The sequence below is a fragment of the Streptomyces sp. NPDC021562 genome, assembly GCF_040640875.1.
Lineage (GTDB): Bacteria > Actinomycetota > Actinomycetes > Streptomycetales > Streptomycetaceae > Streptomyces.
In genome coordinates, this window is the sequence record NZ_JBFACN010000003.1 from 454,710 (window position 1) to 472,404 (window position 17,695).

Consider the following 17,695-nt stretch of genomic DNA (forward strand, 5'->3'; position numbering starts at 1 on the left):
CCGGGTCTGCTCTCAGGTCACTTCTTTACACGAACAGTCTTTGTGGACCGTGTCTCGAGAGTCATCTCGTCGGCCTCCGCAACCTTCGCTTTCAGTCGCACAGTACCCGTCGCGGCGTCGACCACGTCCACCACCTTCGCAAGCAGTTTCGCAGTATCCGCGTTACCGGAAGCGCTTGCCAACTGAACGGCCCGGCCCAGTTTGGCGGTTGCTCCGTCCATATCGCCCGCTTTGCGTAGGTCCAGCCCCTGTTGGATGGCTTGCGCCAGTTCGGCCTGACCGGTGTAGTGGGCGACCTGGGGGTTGATGGAGGTCGAGGCGGCCATGTCGTCCGTCCACACCGCCCTGATCAGGCCCTGTGCGCCCAGGTTCTGGACGCTGCCGTCGGGCTGCGGGACCACCAACGAGACCCGCGCGGCGAGCATTTCCTGGCCGAGGCCGGCCGAGGGGACCTCCACGCAGACGTGGTAGTCGCGCGACTCGTCACCCCAGGAGCCGGTCGGATAGTCCCCGGCGCGCGGCCCGGCCTCGGTGCGCCGGTCGGTCAACTGCTCCACGGTGGGAGCCACTTGCTTGACGAACTTGATGGTCGTGCCGACCGGGGTCCACAGTCTCAGCGCGACGTCGGCGACCTCCTTGCCCATCGCCGTCTCCATCATCTGCGTGAAGTCGGCGGCCAGGCCCGCGGGGTCGGCGACGATGTCCGCGGTGCCGAGCAGCGCGGAGGCTATCCCTGTGACTTCTTTCACTTCCCAGTCGGTGCCCACCCCGCGGGCGTCACAGGTGAACCGTCCGGCGCAGGAGTCCAGGGCGGCTCTCAGGTCCTCCGGCGACTCGTGCTCGTTGCGGCCGTCGGTGAGCAGGATGCCGTGCCGGATCGCGACGTCCGCCGAGGACAGCAGCCGGTCGGCCAGGCGCAGCCAGGTCCCGATCGCCGTACCGCCGCCCGCGCTCAGCCTGCGCAGGGCCTGCTTGGCCTGCTCCCGGGTGGTGCGGTCGGCCACCGCGAGCCGCCCGCCGCCCGGGTAGACCTCCTTGGCCACGTGCGTGCCGCCCACCACCGCGAAGTGGGTGCCGTCGCGCAGGGTGTCGATCGCGGCCGCCGTGGCGTCCCGGGCGTTGCGCATCTTGGTGGGCGGGTAGTCCATCGAACCCGAGCAGTCCACCATGATCGCCACCCCGGCCGACGGCCCCTGCCCGGGCGCGTACGAGGCGCCGACCGAGCTCCCGACGGTGCCGCCGCCGGTCGAGGTGACCGTGACGATCGCGTTGACCTCGCGGCCCCCGTCCGGCAGGTACTCGTTCTGGTACACGTCCACCGAGAACTGCGGCACGTTCGACTTCGAGAAATTGGCCATGACTGCTCCGGTCCCCCTCCACCCACGCGTGTTGGGTGCTGACTGTGTGCGGACCGGTCCCCTCCGGCCCGCCCGTGCTTCCCCTGCGCTGCCCCGTTCCGCTCTCCCGTTTACGGCCGTTTTGCGGCGGCCTCAGGCGGATCCTGCCCCCTGCGGCGGCGCCGGGAACGGCAGCAGCGCCACTGTTACGTTGTCGTGGCCCCCGCCGTCCAGAGCGTGGCCGACCAGGACCCGGGCGGCGTGCAGCGGGCGCAGCGCCACGTCCGCGGGGACGATCTCGGACATCTCCTCGGCCGTCTCCGCGTAGTTCCACAGGCCGTCGGTGCACACCACCACCACACCGGGCCGGTCCGGCTTGAAGGACGCGGTGTGCGGCTCCAGTTCGTAGGCGTCCGCGCCGAGCCAGCCGGTGATCGCGTGGGCCCGCTCGTCGGCGTACGCCTGCGCCTCGCTCATCAGGCCCGCCGCCACCATCTGCGCGGCCCAGGAGTCGTCCTCGGTGAGCCGGGCCGGCGGTGCACTGCGGTCCGCCGGCACCCAGTAGGCGCGGCTGTCGCCGACCCAGCCGACGACCAGCAGGCCCGAGGTGACCACCGAGCCGACGATCGTGCACGCGGGCGCGTTCTGGTGCGGGGTGTGCTCGCGGGCCGAGGTGGGCTCGTCGGCCAGCGCGTTGACGGCGTGGGACGCGGCGACGATCGCCTCGTGCAGCGCCGCCTGCGGATGGGTGCCCTGCGGGAGCGCGGCGAGCAGGGACTCGCCCGCGGCCCGGGACGCGGCCATGGAGGCCTCGTCGGGGCGGGTCGCCGAGGAGACGCCGTCGCAGACCACCGCGAGCACCGCCGGGGTGCCGTCGGGCAGCGCGGTGCGGCCGACGGCGAACGCGTCCTCGTTGCGGTGGTGGCGCAGACCGCGGTCGCTGACCGCGGCCACCGGACCCGCCTCCTGTTCCATGTGGTCGCGCTCGCGGGGCTGGGCGTGCCCGCAGTTCTCGCAGTAGCCGTCGTCGTCGACGCGGCCCGCCCGGCAGGCCACGCACACCTTCGCCGCCCCGGCGGACCCGGCGGCCTCGGCGCTCTCGGCGTTCTCGGCGGCGGAGGCGGCCGCCCGTGGGTCCGGCGCCTGCAGCGGGTAGTCCTCGTCGGGCTCCGGCGGACGGTCGAACCGCACCCCGGACGCCGGTGACACCGGCGAGCCGTGCGGCGGCGAACCGGGCAGCGGCGTGCCGCCCGAGTCGGTGCCGGGCAGATCCGTCGGCAGGTGCGGGGCAGCGGGCGTCGAGGAGCTCTCCGGCTCGGGCGGGGGCCAGTTCACACCGGAGGCGCCCATGGTGAGGGTCGGGTGGTCCGGCGGCGCGGCGGGCACGGCCGACAGGTCGTACCCGCACGCACCACAGAAGAGATCACCCGATTCGAGCGGCTCCGCGCAGCTCGGGCACTTCGCCGGTGCGGCCTGCTGGGGCATCTGCGACATCAACTACACCCACGTCCGGGGGCGGTAACGGTTGGCCCGTTCCACCAGGTCGATCCTCTCCTCACCGCCGGTCGCCAGTCTGGCCAGCGTGCGGTACGAGCGTTCCAGGCCGAAGCGGAGGCCCCGCTCGTCCAGACCGCTGCCGAGCAGCACCCGGCCACCGGTCGCGGACTGTACGCCCTGGCCCCCGGAGAGTATCCAGTCCAGCGCGCAGCCGAGCACCTCCGCCGACAACTGCTCACGTCTCGCGGGGTCCAGACCATACGCGTCCAGCGCCTCGATCTGCCCGGCGGCGGCCGTGAGGTCGTCCAGGAACGGCGCGTCGTCCGGCGCCGCGGTCCGGTGCCGCAGCCGCGCCCGGACAGCCGCCACCCGGGCCGCCGTGTAGTGGATCGAGGCCTCTGGCACCGACTCCAGCGTCTGCACGGCACCCCGCCGGTCCCCGGCCGCCAGCTGCACCCGCGCCAGCCCGAAGGCGGCGCTCACGAAGCTCGGGTCGGTCGCCCACACCAGCCGGTAGTACTCGGCCGCGTTGTCCAGCTGGCCCAGCACCTCCGCACAGAGCCCGAGCGCCAGCTTGGGCGCGCTCTCGCCGGGGAACGCGTCGTAGATCGCGTCGAAGGACAGCGCCGCGCCCTCGAAGTCCCCGGTGACCAGGGCCGCCACGCCTCGGTACCAGACCACCCGCCAGTCGTCGGGCCGCTCGTCCTCCAGCTCGCCCAGCGCGGTCAGGGCGGCCTCGTGGTCGTCGCCCTCCAGCCGGGCGCGGATCCCCCGCAGCCGGGTCTCCACGGTCTGCGTGGGCGCGGCGGCCAGCGCCCCGAGCAGCTCGCCCGGCGCCGAGGTCATCATCAGGCCCGCCAGGTAACCCGCGTTGGGGTCGCTCTGGTCGACCAGCGGAACCGGCAGGGCGAGCCCGGCGGCCGGCGTGGCGACGGCCTTCACCAGGGAGCCGGCCGCGCCGTCGGGGGCCGTCCGCGCTCCCGGCGGTTCCAGCGCGAGCGTTCGGGAGGCCACCGGCCGGGTGCCCAGCCGGGACACGTCCCCGGCCAGCCTCGGGAACAACTCCGTGTCCGTGACCTTCACCTCGGGCCCGAACAGTGTCGACAGGGCGGGCCTGGCCTGCCCGGTCTGCACCGACACGACTTCCCGCAGCACCCCGGTCAGCTGCTCGGCCATCTCCTGCGCGGAGGCGAACCGGCGGGCCGGGTCCGGGTCGGTGGCCCGCACCAGCAGCCGGTAGAACGACTCGTACTGCCGGAAGACCTCGATGGTGTCCGGGTCGGGCAGCGAGTCCACGAACACCGTCGTGTAGCCCTGGAAGTCGAAGGTGAGCACCGCCAGCGTGCGGCCCACCGTGTACAGGTCGGAGGCGACCGACGGCCCCACCTCGGCGACCTCAGGCGCCTGGTAGCCGACCGTGCCGTAGATCGCCGACTCCTCGTCGTCCATGCGGCGCACCGCGCCCATGTCGATCAGCTTCAGCTGGTCCTCGGTCTGGATGGCGTTGTCGACCTTGAAGTCGCAGTACAGCAGGTTGCGGCTGTGCAGATGACCGAGGGCCTCCAGCGCCTCGATGCCGTAGGCGCACGCCTGCTCCACCGGCAGCGGGTCGCGGCGGCCCTCCGGGGTGCGCCGGGTGTTGGCGATCTCCTTGAGGGACTTGCCGCCGACGTATTCCATGACGATGTAGCCGTCCAGGGAGCCGGTGCGCTTGTCGAGGTGCTCGACGAAGTTGTAGATCCGCACGATGTTCGCGTGCTCGATCTCCGCGAGGAACCGCCGCTCGGAGATCGCGGCGGCCATCGCGTCCTGGTCACCGGTGTCCAGGAGGCCCTTGAGGACCACCCAGCGGTCGGCCACCGCCTTGTCCACGGCGAGGTAGATCCAGCCCAGGCCGCCGTGCGCCAGACAGCCCGCGACCTCGTACTGGCCGTGCACCACGTCACCGGCCTTGAGCTTGGGCACGAACGAGTACGGGTTGCCGCACTTGGTGCAGAACCCCTCGGTGCGGCCCGGCCGCTCGCCCCGGGCCCGGCCGACCGGCGCCCCGCAGTCCGAACGCGAGCAGAACCGCTTGCGCTCGGGCACCTCCGGGTTGTCCAGGACCATCTCGCGCGGGTCCGGCCTCGGCACCTGCGGCACCGCCACCAGGCCCGCGCCCAGCCGGCTGCGCCCCGACGCGCCGGTCGACGCACCCGAACTGCGCACCGACACCGAACGCCCCGTCGGCCCGCCCGACAGGGACCGCGACAGCCGCCCGGAGACCGAGCGGCGCGACTTCGACGACTGCGACGACGTCCGCGCGCTGCGGCCGGTGGAACGCGCGCTCCCGCTGCCCGCCGAGTCCCGGCCGCCGGCCGTCATCCCGGTGGGCGGCGACTCCAGGGTCCCCTTCGCCGAGACGACCGGCGCGAGCCCGCAGGTGTCGCAGTACAGCTCGCCGCCGCCCACGTCCTCGTACGACCCCTCGCAGCCCGGCCGCTGGCACGACTGTCCCGCCTGGCTCATACCTGCTCCCCCCTCCGGTCCTCGGGCCCGCCCTGCTGCGGCACCCGCGGCGCCCCCAGCGCCTCGGCCGCCGCCCGCTGGTACCGCAGCACCGCCTGTTCCGCGACCCGGAGGTCGCAGGGCGCGCTCCACAGCATCCGCCGGGCCGCGTCGTACCGCTCGATCAGGAACGGGTCCTCGGCCAGCCCGTGCCGGGCCACTTTCGCCTTGTACGCGTCCAGCCGGCCGCGCAGCTCCGCGCGCACCGCGAGCGGCGCGGTGACCGCCGTCAACGACTCGCGGGCCCGCAGCAGTTCGTCCTCCGCCTTCTGCTCCAGCGACTCCAGGAGCGGCGACAGCCGGTGCCACTGGGCCTGCCTGCGGTACTCGGCGGCCGTCGCCAGCTGCTCCTGGAGCGCGGTCGGCGGACCGCTGACCACCGGCACCTCGGTCGCCGCGATCTTCGCGAGGACCTCACCGCGCGCGGTACGCGCCTCGGAGAGGGTGCGGTCCGCGCGGGACAGCACGTCCCGCAGCCTGATCAGCCGCGCCTCGGCGTCCTGCCGTACCGTCAGCACGGCGTCGATCTCCCGCCGCACCTCCTCCAGCGCCCGCGCCTCCCGGTCGTACACCGTGGTGTCCGGACGGCCGCCGCCGGGCGCCGAACTGCCCTGCGTGGGAACCCAGAACGCCAGCGGGTCCGAGACCACGTCCTCGCGCAGCTTCGTCAGTATGCGGGTGATCCGCTCCAGGTCGTCGCCCGCCGGGTGCTCGCCCGGGCGCACCCCGACCGAGTGCGCCAGCTTGCGGGTGCGCTGCAACTCCGCGGCGAGTAAATCGATCCGCGCGGGCAGCGCCGACCACACCGCGTCGGCGGTCACGATCATGTCCAGGGACGTCGCGTACAGCTCGTTCATCCGGTCGACCAGCGCCGCCAGCGAGAAACGCTCGCTGAGCCGGCCCGCCGCCGACAGCAGCGTCGGCGCGTTCGCCGTCGCCGTCGCGCTGCCCGCCACCGTCACCGACTCGCCGCGCAGCAGCTCGGTCAGCTCCACCAGGTCCTCACGGCTCGACCAGCGGCGCCGGGACCGGATCTCCCGGGCGTCGCGCAACGCGTCCGAGTAGGCGTCGAAGTACGCCCACAGCAGGCTGATCGACGCCTCGGTGGCCGTCCACCGCTCCCGGGTCGTCCCGGTCAGCTCGGCGCCTTCGAGGAGCCTGCGGCCCGCGTGGTCCTGCAGGGCGAGCAGCGAGGTCTCGATCGCCTCGTGCTCCGCGCCGAGCCGCGCCAGCGCACGGTCCACCTCGTCCCGGTCCATCACCGGCCCGGTGGGGTCCGTGACGCCCATCGATCACCTCTCGCTCGCTCGTCGGGGCATGGCCGCGCGGATGCGGGTCAGCTCGTGCGCAGATACTGCGGCGCGGGCGGTTTCGACGCCGTCGAGTCCGCTCCCAGTGTCGCCGAAAGCCACTTGGTGTACGAGGCCTGCCAGCCGTCGGTCCGGTACTCCACCAGGATCTGGTTGACCCGGCGTACCAGATCGGTCGCCTTCCGGTTCATCGCCACGCCGTAGTACTCGGTGGTGAACGCCGCGCCCTTCAGCTCGACCGTCGGGTCCTGCGCGGCCTGGCTGGCGGCGAGCGCGCCGTCGGTGATCACCGCGTCGACCTCGCCGAGCTGCAACCGCACCAGGCAGTCCAGCTGGTTGGGCACGACGGTGACGGCGACGGAGGAGGGCACCCGGCCGGACCTGCGGTCGGCGGTCACGTCGTCGAGGGCGGTCGAACTGGCCGCCGCGCACACCCGCTTGCCCGCCAGCGTCGCGTTGTACCCGGTGACCGGCGAGGACTTGGGGGCCAGCACCTGCTGGCCGGTCCTGAAGTACGGCGCGGAGAACGCGACGTCGTCCAGCCGCGCGCAGGTGATGGTCATCGTGCGCACCACCATGTCGACCCGGCCCTGCTGAAGTGCCGGTATCCGCTGACTGGTAGGGATCGCCTTGAACGTCACGTCGTTCGCGTCACCGAGGATGTCCTGGGCGATCCGGTGCACCAGGTCGATGTCGAAACCCTCCAGGTCACCGCCCGCGTTGTTCGGATTGCGGTAGCCCCACCGGTAGCTGTTCTGGTCGACGCCCACGACCAGCTTCCGGGCGGCGCCCGTGCGGGCCTTGATGGCGTCGATCGTCGGGCCGTCCGCGCCCGACGGCGCCCAGGTCTGGTTCTGCGCCTGCGCGTCCACACAGCTGTCGGCCCGTGCCTGGCGGCCGGTGGCCAGCCTCTGGCCCCCGGAACCGACGTCGCCGCCCTCGCCGTGGGACTGGGTGAGCGGCAGCAGCAGCACGAACGCCAGCGCCAGGACACAGGCGAGCGCCATCGCGCCCACCCCGCCCCAGCCGCGCAGGGAGATGCGCACCCTCCGCACGAACATCGCCACGCCCCCTCTCACCGGTACTCCGAAAGCCTGCGCCCGATGCCGGACAGCGCGCCCGCCGCGGCCGCGACCCCCAGCACGGCGGCACCGATCGGCAGGCCGGTCATCGCGTCCCGCCCGTCGGTGGCCTGCTGCTGGAACTCGCGCTGCTCGTGGTCCAGCGCGGTCTTCAGGTTGGCGTCGACACTGTCGAAGCACTCGCCGGTCGCGTCCTTCGGACCGATCACCCTGGCCAGCGCGGCCGCGTAGTCGCCGCTCTCGTCCTCCTGGCGGGCGGCCGCGTGCCGCTCCTTCCACACCTTCATGTTCGCCTCGGCCGACACCACGGGCCTGCTGCCGGCCGAGTCGTCGGCGAGCGCCGCGGCCCGGGTGAGGCCCTTGCCGAGGGTGTCCATGTCCTTGTCGAAGGCGTAGTAGTACGCGTCGTACGTCTGGCCGCCGACCTGGACTGTCTCGGCGCCGCGCGACACCAGGCTCAGGTTCTCGTTCCCCCGCGCCTTCAGGGAGGCGATGCGGGCGTCGTGCAGCACGTTCAGCGAGCGCACACCGTGGTCGTAGGAGTCGTCCAGGCCGGCGCGGGCGATGCTGTGCCCGACGACCAGCCACAGCAGCGTGCCGACGGTCGCCGCGGAGGCCGCGACCAGGCCGTGGTTGAGCACCCGGTTGGTACGCCGGTAGTGCCGCAGCTGGGCCCAGCCGAGCGCGGCGAGCGCCAGCAGACCGAGGGCGATCGCCGCCCAGGGGTACGGCGTCGCGTCCGCGTAGTCCGAGGCGAGGCGTGCGTTCTCCTTCGTGTAGAGGTCCTCCGCCGCCGGGAGCATCTCCTGCTGCATCTTCTCGTTCGCGTAGCGCAGGTAGGCGCCGCCGACCGGGTAGCCCTGCCGGTTGTAGACCCTGGCCCGCTCCACCAGCCCCTTGTACTCCGGCAGCAGCGTGTTCAGCTTCGCGACGGCCGCCTCGGCGGGGGAGCCGGGCTCGGAGTTGGCGGCGGCGGTGACCAGACCGGCCGCGGCGTTGCGGATGTCCTGCTCGTACGTCCGGCGGGAGGCCGCCGTCTCCTGGCCGCCGGCCAGGAACCCGCTGGACGCCGCGGTGTTGGCGTCCGCCAGCGACCGGTATATGTCGGCGGCGCTCGAACTGAGCGGCTGGCTGCGGTGCAGCACGTCGTCGGCGGCGGCCGCGCGGTCGCTCGTCTGCCAGGCGGTGACGGCGCCGAACGCGACGATCAGCGCGGCGAGTACGGCGCCGATGACGCGGAGCCGGCCGGGTTCCGTGACGGCGGCCGCGCGCAGCCGGTCGGCGCCCTCCACGAACGCGGAGCGGCGCGGGGCGGGCCGGGGGGCCGGAGCGGGCAGGGCGGGGCCCGCTCCTGGCGGCGCCGTACTGCTTGTCGGCGGGTGTGTCACTCGACCTCCCCCATGGTCATCCGGTCGCCGCCCAGTATCGCCGCCCGGACTGCCCTTCGGCACCGGCGTTCACGGGATCTTGATCGGATCGCAGCGGAACCCCTGCCCATGAATACGCCGGGGGGATCGGTTCGGTTCCGGAGGGGTGGTGACGGTGCGTTCGGGGGGCGCGGGCCGGTGGGGGCCGGTCGCGCAGTTCCTCCCCCAGCCTTCGGCCGGGGGTACCCCCAGCGCCCCTGAAGGGGCGCTGCAGTCACGTCAGTTCCGGGTCACCCCTCGAAATGGGCGCGCACCCTCTCCTGCACGGCCGCGCCCGCGCCCACCGCGTCCAGGCCCAGGAGGGCAGCGCCCAGGACCGGGCGGGCCGTCACCACGCTCGGGACCGCCTTCGGGGCGCGCGCGGACAGCAGTTCCCGTACCCCGTCGTCGAGTTGCGGATGCCCGCCCGTCAGGACCCCGCCGCCCAGCAGCACCGGTGTCTCCTCGTCCAGCAGTTCGAGGCGCGTCAGCGCGACCACCGCCATCGCCACCACCTCCTGCGCCAGCCGGTCCACGACCGCCCGGGCCACCGGGTCGCCCTCGGCCGCCGTCGCGAACAGCACCGGTGTCAGTTCGTGGCGGCGGCCGTACGCGACGTGCTCCAGGTGCAGGGCCTCGATCAGGGCGTACATGGACGGCAGACCGAAGTGCGCGGGCAGGGTGCGGGCCAGGTCCGTCGGCTCGCCCCGGCCGTCCTCCGCCCGCGCCGCGTGCCACAGCGCCTCCTCGGCCAGGCCCCAGCCGCCGCCCCAGTCACCGGAGATCCGCCCGATCGCCGGGAAGCGGGCGGTGCGGCCGTCGGGGCGCATGCCGACGCAGTTGATGCCCGCCCCGCACACCACGGCGACGCCACGGGGCTCGGCGACGCCGGCCCGCAGGATCGCGAAGGTGTCGTTGCGGACGGTCACCGAGCCGCCCCAGCCACGGGCGGCCAGCGCCGCGGCCAGCTGTTCCTCCTCCACCGGCAGATCGGCGTTGGCGAGGCAGGCGGAGACATGCGCGGCCGAGCTGACCCCGGCGGCCGCGTACGCCTCGGCGACCGCAGCGGCCACCTCGTCCACGGCCTGCTTCACGCCCACCACCGGCGGCCGGAAGCCCCCGGCGCGGGCCGTGGCGAGGACCTCGCCGTCCGCCGCCACCACGGCGACGTCGGTCTTGCTGTTGCCCGCGTCGATGGCGAGGACACTTGCGGTCAGGCCCACGCGAGGTGCTCCCGGTTGTGCGCGATCAGTCGGTCGGTCAGGGCGTCGGCGTACTCGTACTGGCCGACCAGGGGGTGGGCGAGCAGGGCCCGCAGGACACGGTCCCGGCCGCCGCGCAGGGCCGCCTCCAGGGCGAGCTCCTCGTAGGCCGTCACGTTCGCCACGAGCCCGGCGAACAGCGGGTCGACGTCCGGGACCGGCAGCGGCCTCGGGCCGGACGGGCCGACCGCCGCCTGCACCTCGATCACCGCGTCGTCGGGCAGGAAGGGCAGCGTGCCGCCGTTGTAGGTGTTCACCACCTGGTAGGGGTTCCCGGCGCTGCCGAGCAGGGCCGCGGCCAGGTCGACCGCCGCCTCCGAGTAGTAGGCGCCGCCCCGCTTGGCGAGCAGCTCCGGCTTCTCGTCCAGGGCCGGGTCGCCGTACATCTCCAGCAACCGCTGCTCCATCGCGGCGACTTCGGAGGCCCGGGACGGCTTGGTGCGCAGTTCCCGCACCACCTCGTCGTGCGCGTAGTAGTAGCGCAGGTAGTACGAGGGGATGACGCCGCCCAGGCGGTCGAGCAGGCCCGGCGGCAGTCGCAGGTCCGCGGCGATGGTCTCGCCGTGTTCCGCGAGCAGCTTGGGCAGGACGTTCTCGCCCTCGGGGCCGCCGAGGCGGACCGCCGTCTCCCAGGTGAGGTGGTTGAGACCGAGGTGGTCGAGGTGGATCTCGGACGGCGTGACCCCGAGCAGCTGTGCGAACTTCCGCTGGAAGCCGATCGCCACGTTGCACAGCCCGACCGCCCGGTGCCCGGCCTGGAGCAGGGCGCGGGTCACGATCCCCACCGGGTTGGTGAAGTCGATGATCCAGGCGTTCGGGTTGGCACGGCGGACGCGCTCGGCGATGTCCAGGACGACCGGGACCGTGCGCAGGGCCTTGGCCAGGCCGCCGGCGCCGGTGGTCTCCTGGCCGATGCAGCCGCACTCCAGCGGCCAGGTCTCGTCCTGCTGCCGGGCCGCCTGCCCGCCGACGCGCAGCTGGAGCAGCACCGCGTCGGCGCCGTCGACGCCCGCGTCCAGGTCCGGGGTGGTGACGACGCGGCCGCCGTGTCCCTGCTTGGCGAAGATGCGCCGGGCCAGTCCGCCCACCAGTTCCAGGCGTTCGGCGGCCGGGTCCACCAGGACCAGTTCCTCGATCGGCAGGGTGTCCCGCAGGCGTGCGAAGCCGTCGACGAGTTCGGGGGTGTAGGTCGAGCCTCCGCCGACCACAGTGAGTTTCACCGGGGAATCCTCCGCTTCCGAGTGCCGGCGATCGCATCGATCGGCCGGGGGTCCGGGGGTTGTCCCCCGGGGAGATGCCGCATGCTTGGTCAACCCTTCACTCCGGTGAGCGTGACGCCCTCGACGAACGCCTTCTGGGCGAAGAAGAACACGAGGATCACGGGAGCCATGACCAGTACGGTCGCGGCCATGGTGAGGTTCCAGTCGGTGTGGTGCATGCCCTTGAACGACTCCAGGCCGTAGGAGAGGGTCCAGGCGCCCGGGTTCTCCGAGGCGTAGATCTGGGGGCCGAAGTAGTCGTTCCAGGCGTAGAAGAACTGGAACAACGCCACGGCGGCGATGCCCGGTCTCGCCATCGGGACCACCACCCTGAGCAGGGTCCTGAGATCCCCGCAGCCGTCCACCTTGGCCGCGTCCAGGTACTCGTTCGGGATCGTCGTCAGGAACTGGCGCAGCAGGAAGATGGAGAACGCGTCACCGAAGGCCATCGGCACGATCAGCGGCCACAGGGTGCCGGACAGGTCCAGCTGCTTCGCCCAGAAGAGGTACATCGGGATGATGACCACCTGCGGCGGCAGCATCATCATCGAGATCACCAGCATCAGGGAGAGGTTGCGGCCCCGGAACCGGAACTTGGCGAGCGCGTACGCCACGGGGAGCGAGGAGACCACGGTCAGGACGGTGCCGAGGCCGGCGTAGATCAGGGTGTTCTTCCACCAGGTCGCAAAGCCCGGGGTGGCGAAGACCTTCCGGTAGTTGCCCCACTCCCAGGTGTGCGGGATCAGGTCCCGGCTGAGTGCCTGGCTGTCGCTCATCAGCGAGGTCAGGAACACGAACACGAAGGGGAGCGTGAAGAACAGGGCGGCGGCCACGCCGAGCGAGTGCACCGCCACCCAGTTCAGCAGGGCCTTGCGGCGGGCGGTGCGCGCGGCCGCGGAGACCGGCTCGCGGGACAGGTCCGCGGGGCGTTCCAGCACTTGGGTCATCGTCAGTCACCTGCCTGGATGAGACCGCCCCGGCGCCGCATCAGCAGTGCGGTGAACGCCATGGACAGGGCGAAGAGGACGAGGGCGACGACGCACGCGGAGCCGTAGTCGAAGCGCTGGAAACCGAGGTTGTAGACGAGCTGGGGAAGGGTGAGCGTCGACTTCTCCGGATACCCGGGCTCGAACTGCGTGCCCGCGCCCTGGATGACGCCGGAGGCGACCTTCCCGGCGATCAGCGGCTGCGTGTAGTACTGCATCGTCTGGATGACACCCGTGACGACCGCGAACATCACGATCGGCGAGATGTTCGGGAGCGTGACGAACCGGAACCGCTGCCAGGCCGACGCGCCGTCCAGTTCCGCCGCCTCGTACTGCTCGGCGGGTACGTCGAGCAGCGCGGCCATGAAGATGACCATCAGGTCGCCGATGCCCCACAGCGCCAGCAGGGTCAGCGCCGGCTTCGACCAGGTGGGGTCGTTGAACCAGCCCGGCGCCGGGACGCCGACCTTCTCCAGGATCGAGTTGACCGGCCCGGTGCCGGGGTTGAGGAGGAACGCGAAGGCCATGGTGGCGGCCACCGGCGGCGCCAGGTAGGGCAGGTAGAAGAGGGTGCGGAAGACTCCCGTACCTGTCTTGATCCTCGTGATGAGCATGCCGATGCCGAGGCCGAAGACGACCCGCAGCGAGACCATCACGACCACGAGCCACAGGGTGTTGCGCATCGCGGGCCAGAAGTAGGGATAGTGCTCGAAGACGTAGGTCCAGTTCTTCGTCCCGCTCCACGTCGGCGGTCTGAAACCGTCGTAGTGCATGAACGAGAAGTAGACCGTCGAGATCAGCGGATACGCGAAGAAGACCGCGAAGCCGATCAGCCAGGGCGACATGAAAGCGGCCGTGCGCAGGGCGTGCCTCCTGCGCTTCGACGCCAACGTGAGGGTGCTCATCGCTACTTCGCCTGCGCGATGTCCGTGTCGATCTGCGCGGCGGCCTGCTTCAGGCCCGCCTTCAGGTCGGTGACCTTGCCGCTCTCGTAGTCGTAGCCGAGCTGCTGGAGGGTCGTCAGGTAGACGCCGCCGTTGACGGAGGCGGGCGCCGTGGTGGAGTCCGGGTTCGCGGCGATGTCCAGGAACGTCTTGAACCGCGGGTCGTACGTCAGCTTCGGCGACTTGAGGGCGGCCAGCGTGGAGGGCACGTTGTGGATGGCGTTGGAGAAGTTCACCACCGCGTCCGTGTCGGTGCTGATGTACTTCACGAACTCCCAGGCCGCGTTCTGCTTCTTGCTGGTGGCGGCGATGCCGGCGATGGTGCCGGTGATGTAGCCCTTGCCGTACTGGGCCGCCTGGTCGTCCGGGACCGGCAGCGGGGCGACCCCTATGTCGAACTTCGGCTTGGCGTCCAGCGCCATGCCGAGCCGCCACTCACCGTCGAGCTGCATGGCGACCTGGCCGGTCTGGAAGGGGTGCTTGGGGCCCCACTCGTCGCCCAGGGTGGCCCGGAACCGCTCCAGCTTCTGGTAGCCGCCGAGTTGGTCGACCAGCTGCTTCTGGAGCGTGAACGCCTTCTCGAAGGCCGGGTCCTTCGCCACCTGCGACGTGCCCTTGCTGTCGAAGTACGTCGGCGAGAACTGCCCGAGGTAGTGCTCGGTCGTGGTCTCCCAACCGTGGTAGTCCGGCATGAATCCGAGCTGCTTGTAACTGTCGCCCTGGGTGATCGTCAGCTTCTTGGCGTCGGTCTGGAATTCGGACCAGGTCTTCGGCGGGCTGGTGATGCCGGCCGCCTTGAACGCCGTCTTGTTGTAGTAGAGGCCGTACGCGTCCCCGAGCAGCGGCACCGAACAGCGGTCGCCCTCGAACTGGGTGTACTCGTTCATCGCCTTCGGGAACGTCGTCCGCGGATCGATGCCCGACTTCTTGAAGAAGGGGTTGAGGTCGACCAGCGCGCCCGAGGAGCAGAACTTGCCCACGTTGTTGGTCGTGAAGGACGAGATGACGTCCGGGGCCTGGTCGCCGCCGGAGCGCAGCGCCTGGTTGATCTTGTCGTCGGTCATGTTGCTGACGACCTTGACGTGGATGTTGGGGTGCGCCTTCTCGAAGCCGGCGATCAGCGCGTCGACCGCCTTCACCTCGTTCGGTGCGCTCCAGGCGTGCCAGAAGTTGATCGTGGTGGTCGCGGAGGCGTCGTCGGAGGCACCGGAGGAGGACTGCCCGGTGCAGGCGGTGGTGAGCAGGGCCAGCGAACTGGTCAGGACAGTGAGGGCGAAAGCCGTCTTTCGGGCGGGCGAGGGTGTGCGTGTGGGCATGACGGGGTCTCCCAGGGGCGGGCGGCGGGACGAGGAAGCGGGGGAACCGGGGGCCGGTCAGCGAGAGGTGTCGAAGACCTCGTCGCGGGTGGTCGCGAGCGCGCTCTCCAGCGCGCCGCGCAGCACGGGGTGTTCACGGACGTCGCCGACGACGAGCCGCGGCCGGGCGGCCGCCAGCTCGTCCAGCTCGGCCTGGACGAGGGCGCGCAGCACCTCGCCGCCGGCGGTGAGCACGGTGCCGCTGAGGACGACGAGTTCGGGGTCGAGGACGGAGACGAGGGAGGCGAGACCGGTGGCGAGCCGGGTCGCGTAGGTCTTCAGGAGTTCGCGGTGCGGTCCGGTGCTGTGGTCGGCGGCACGGGCGACGAGCGCGGCACCGGCCTCGGCGCGCGACCCGGTGGGCAGGTCCTCGATGCCGAGTTCCGCGGCGAGTCCGGGCAGCACCTGGGATCCGGCGAGGGCCTGGTAGCCGCCGCTGTTGGCCTTGGTGACCTGGCGCACCAGCGGGGTGCCGGGCACCGGCAGGAAGCCGACCTCGCCGGCGCCGCCGGTCCAGCCGCGGTGCAGCCGGCCGCCGAGGACCAGGGCGGCGCCGAGGCCCTCCTCGTTCCACAGCAGCACGAAGTCGCCGTGGCCGCGGGCCGCGCCGAGCCGCTGTTCGGCGATGGCGACGAGGTTGACGTCGTTCTCGTACTCGACCGGCATCGGGAGCGCGGCGGCGAGCTCGTCGAGCAGCGTGGGGGAGTGCCAGCCGGGCAGGTGCGAGGCGTAGCGCAGCCGGCCGGTGTTCGGGTCGAAGGCGCCCGGGGTGCCGATGACCAGCCGGCGGATGTCGTCCCGGGCCAGCCCGGCCGCCTTCACCGCGCCGTCGAGGGCGTCGGTGACCTGCCGTACGACGGACTGGGCGGAGCGGCGCCCCGGGGTGGGAAGCGCGTACTCGCCGACGGTGCGGCCGGTGATGTCGGCGACGGCGGCCCGGATCCGCTCCGGGGTGACGTCGAGTCCCGCGGCGTGGGCGGCGGCCGGGTTCACCGCGTACAGCTGGGCGTTGGGGCCGGGGCGGCCCTCGCTGGTGCCGGTGGCCAGGACCAGCCCGGCCGCCTCCAGGCGGGCCAGCAGCTGGGAGGCGGTCGGCTTGGAGAGGCCGGTGAGCTTGCCGATCCGGGTGCGGGACAGCGGGCCGTGCTCCAGCAGCAGGTCGAGTGCGGCGCGGTCGTTCATGGCGCGCAGCACGCGAGGGGTGCCCGGCGTGCCGGCGGTTCCTGCCATGTGGTTCGACACCTGCCTTTCCAGCCGCTCAGTTTCCCAGTGACCAGGGTGATCGTCCAGCCGGGTGACGCGTCCGGGCGGCCGCCCTTGATCACTGTTAGGAAAGTTTCCTGTTGGCTGGAAACGTAGGGCGCCGGACGGGGGCCGTCAAGAGACCATGGGTGCGGCAATCCAGTCGTTACCTGGGGCGGGAGGGTCGCGCACATGCGAAAGGCCCGTCCGGGGGACCGGACGGGCCGTCGGGCGCGGGGCCGCGGGGGATCCGCTCCGTTACTTCCCGGGGGCCGTCGAGCGCTGGGGAGGTATCGGCGTCGTCGCCGCCACCTGCGGGGAGTCCGCGTCCGCGAAGGCGGCCGGGGCCGCCACCGCCGCCACCGGATCCGCGGCCTCGTCCTCGGAGAGGGCGGTCGGGGCGCCGCCGACGATCCGGATGTCCGCCGCGTCGAAGGCCCGCTTGATCCGCCAGCGCAGCTCCCGCTCCACGGTCAGCGCCTTGCCCGGCATGGTCTTGGCGGAGAGCCGCACCACCATCGAGTCGATCAGCACGGAGTCCAGGCCGAGGATCTGGATCGGGCTCCACAGCAGCTCGTTCCAGGGCTCCTCCTTCGCCATCTTCTCGGCGACCTCGCCGAGCGTGGCCCGGACCCGGTCCAGGTCCTCGCTGGGCCGCAGCGTGACGTCGACCCCGGCGGTCGCCCAGCCCTGCGAGAGGTTGCCGATGCGCTTGACCTCGCCGTTGCGGACGTACCAGATCTCACCGTTGTCGCCGCGCAGCTTGGTCACCCGCAGGCCCACCTCGATCACCTCGCCGGAGGCCACCCCCGCGTCGATCGTGTCCCCGACGCCGTACTGGTCCTCCAGGATCATGAAGACGCCGGACAGGAAGTCCGTGACCAGGTTGCGGGCGCCGAAACCGATCGCGACACCGGCGACACCGGCCGAGGCCAGCAGCGGCGCGAGGTTGATCTGGAAGGCGGACAGCACCGTCAGCGCCGCGGTGCCCAGGATCACGAAGCTCGCCACCGACCGCAGCACCGACCCGATCGCCTGCGACCGCTGCCGCCGCCGCTCGGCGTTGACCAGCAGCCCGCCGAGGGTGGTGCCCTCCGCGGACTCGGCCGTCCGGTTCATCCGGTCGATGAGCTTGGTGATCGCCCGCAGCACGACCCTTCTGAGCACCACCGCGATCACCAGGATCAGCAGCACCTTCAGACCGATCGCCAGCCAGGTCGACCAGTTCTGCTCGACCCAGCTGGCCGCGTTGGTGGCGCTCTCCTGGGCGTCCTGGAGCGTGGGCACCACCGGGGTCGACGATCCCGAGGGGGACGGCGACGGCGACGTACCGGCGACCAGTAGGACGGCGGGCAAGGACACGGCGGGTACCTCCAGGCGGTGCGGTGCTGCCCTCCGGCGCGGCGATCACGGTCAGGTACGGCGGTTCAAGGTCACGAAAAGGTCACCGGACGAGCAGGAACACCAC

At 72.1% G+C, this 17,695-nt stretch carries 13 protein-coding genes; all 13 read right to left on the reverse strand.

Features of this window, described 5'->3' with window-relative positions:
- Positions 1 to 17: 17 nt before the first annotated feature.
- Positions 18 to 1,358, reverse strand: a complete 1,341-nt coding sequence (locus AB0G52_RS06760; protein WP_132886871.1) for a VWA domain-containing protein — start codon at positions 1,356 to 1,358, stop codon at positions 18 to 20.
- A 132-nt stretch (positions 1,359 to 1,490) separates the two neighbouring features.
- Positions 1,491 to 2,831 carry a PP2C family serine/threonine-protein phosphatase gene (locus AB0G52_RS06765; RefSeq protein ID WP_361334342.1) on the reverse strand — a complete coding sequence of 447 codons (1,341 nt, stop codon included), beginning with the start codon at positions 2,829 to 2,831 and terminating at the stop codon, positions 1,491 to 1,493.
- A gap of 3 nt (positions 2,832 to 2,834) precedes the next feature.
- Positions 2,835 to 5,342: a tetratricopeptide repeat protein gene (locus tag AB0G52_RS06770; RefSeq protein ID WP_361334345.1), complete on the reverse strand. Its 2,508-nt coding sequence runs from the start codon at positions 5,340 to 5,342 to the stop codon at positions 2,835 to 2,837.
- Positions 5,339 to 6,670, reverse strand: a complete 1,332-nt coding sequence (locus AB0G52_RS06775; protein ID WP_361334348.1) for a hypothetical protein — start codon at positions 6,668 to 6,670, stop codon at positions 5,339 to 5,341. The genes AB0G52_RS06770 and AB0G52_RS06775 overlap by 4 nt, the downstream gene beginning before the upstream one ends.
- Before the next feature lie 47 nt (positions 6,671 to 6,717).
- Positions 6,718 to 7,752 (reverse strand): glutamate ABC transporter substrate-binding protein, encoded by a 1,035-nt coding sequence (locus AB0G52_RS06780; RefSeq protein WP_132886867.1) that lies wholly within the window; start codon positions 7,750 to 7,752, stop codon positions 6,718 to 6,720.
- 14 nt (positions 7,753 to 7,766) lie between these two features.
- Positions 7,767 to 9,110, reverse strand: a complete 1,344-nt coding sequence (locus AB0G52_RS06785; protein ID WP_361334487.1) for a hypothetical protein — start codon at positions 9,108 to 9,110, stop codon at positions 7,767 to 7,769.
- Positions 9,111 to 9,430: 320 nt separating this feature from the next.
- The gene (locus AB0G52_RS06790; protein WP_361334351.1) at positions 9,431 to 10,402 is read right to left on the reverse strand and encodes a BadF/BadG/BcrA/BcrD ATPase family protein; all 972 of its coding nucleotides are present in this window, start codon (positions 10,400 to 10,402) and stop codon (positions 9,431 to 9,433) included.
- Positions 10,393 to 11,661, reverse strand: coding sequence for a 6-phospho-beta-glucosidase (locus tag AB0G52_RS06795; RefSeq protein WP_132886865.1), 1,269 nt, complete (start codon positions 11,659 to 11,661; stop codon positions 10,393 to 10,395). Before AB0G52_RS06795 ends, AB0G52_RS06790 begins: the two co-directional genes overlap by 10 nt.
- A gap of 89 nt (positions 11,662 to 11,750) precedes the next feature.
- Positions 11,751 to 12,647: a carbohydrate ABC transporter permease gene (locus AB0G52_RS06800; RefSeq protein ID WP_132886864.1), complete on the reverse strand. Its 897-nt coding sequence runs from the start codon at positions 12,645 to 12,647 to the stop codon at positions 11,751 to 11,753.
- A 2-nt stretch (positions 12,648 to 12,649) separates the two neighbouring features.
- Entirely contained in the window at positions 12,650 to 13,591 is a 942-nt protein-coding gene (locus tag AB0G52_RS06805; RefSeq protein WP_361334355.1) for a sugar ABC transporter permease, read from the reverse strand.
- A 2-nt stretch (positions 13,592 to 13,593) separates the two neighbouring features.
- The gene (locus AB0G52_RS06810; RefSeq protein WP_361334358.1) at positions 13,594 to 14,946 is read right to left on the reverse strand and encodes an ABC transporter substrate-binding protein; all 1,353 of its coding nucleotides are present in this window, start codon (positions 14,944 to 14,946) and stop codon (positions 13,594 to 13,596) included.
- 57 nt (positions 14,947 to 15,003) lie between these two features.
- Complete coding sequence (locus tag AB0G52_RS06815; protein WP_361334361.1) at positions 15,004 to 16,215, reverse strand: ROK family transcriptional regulator; 1,212 nt, start codon at positions 16,213 to 16,215, stop codon at positions 15,004 to 15,006.
- A 270-nt stretch (positions 16,216 to 16,485) separates the two neighbouring features.
- The gene (locus AB0G52_RS06820; protein WP_361334364.1) at positions 16,486 to 17,589 is read right to left on the reverse strand and encodes a mechanosensitive ion channel family protein; all 1,104 of its coding nucleotides are present in this window, start codon (positions 17,587 to 17,589) and stop codon (positions 16,486 to 16,488) included.
- Positions 17,590 to 17,695: the final 106 nt, after the last annotated feature.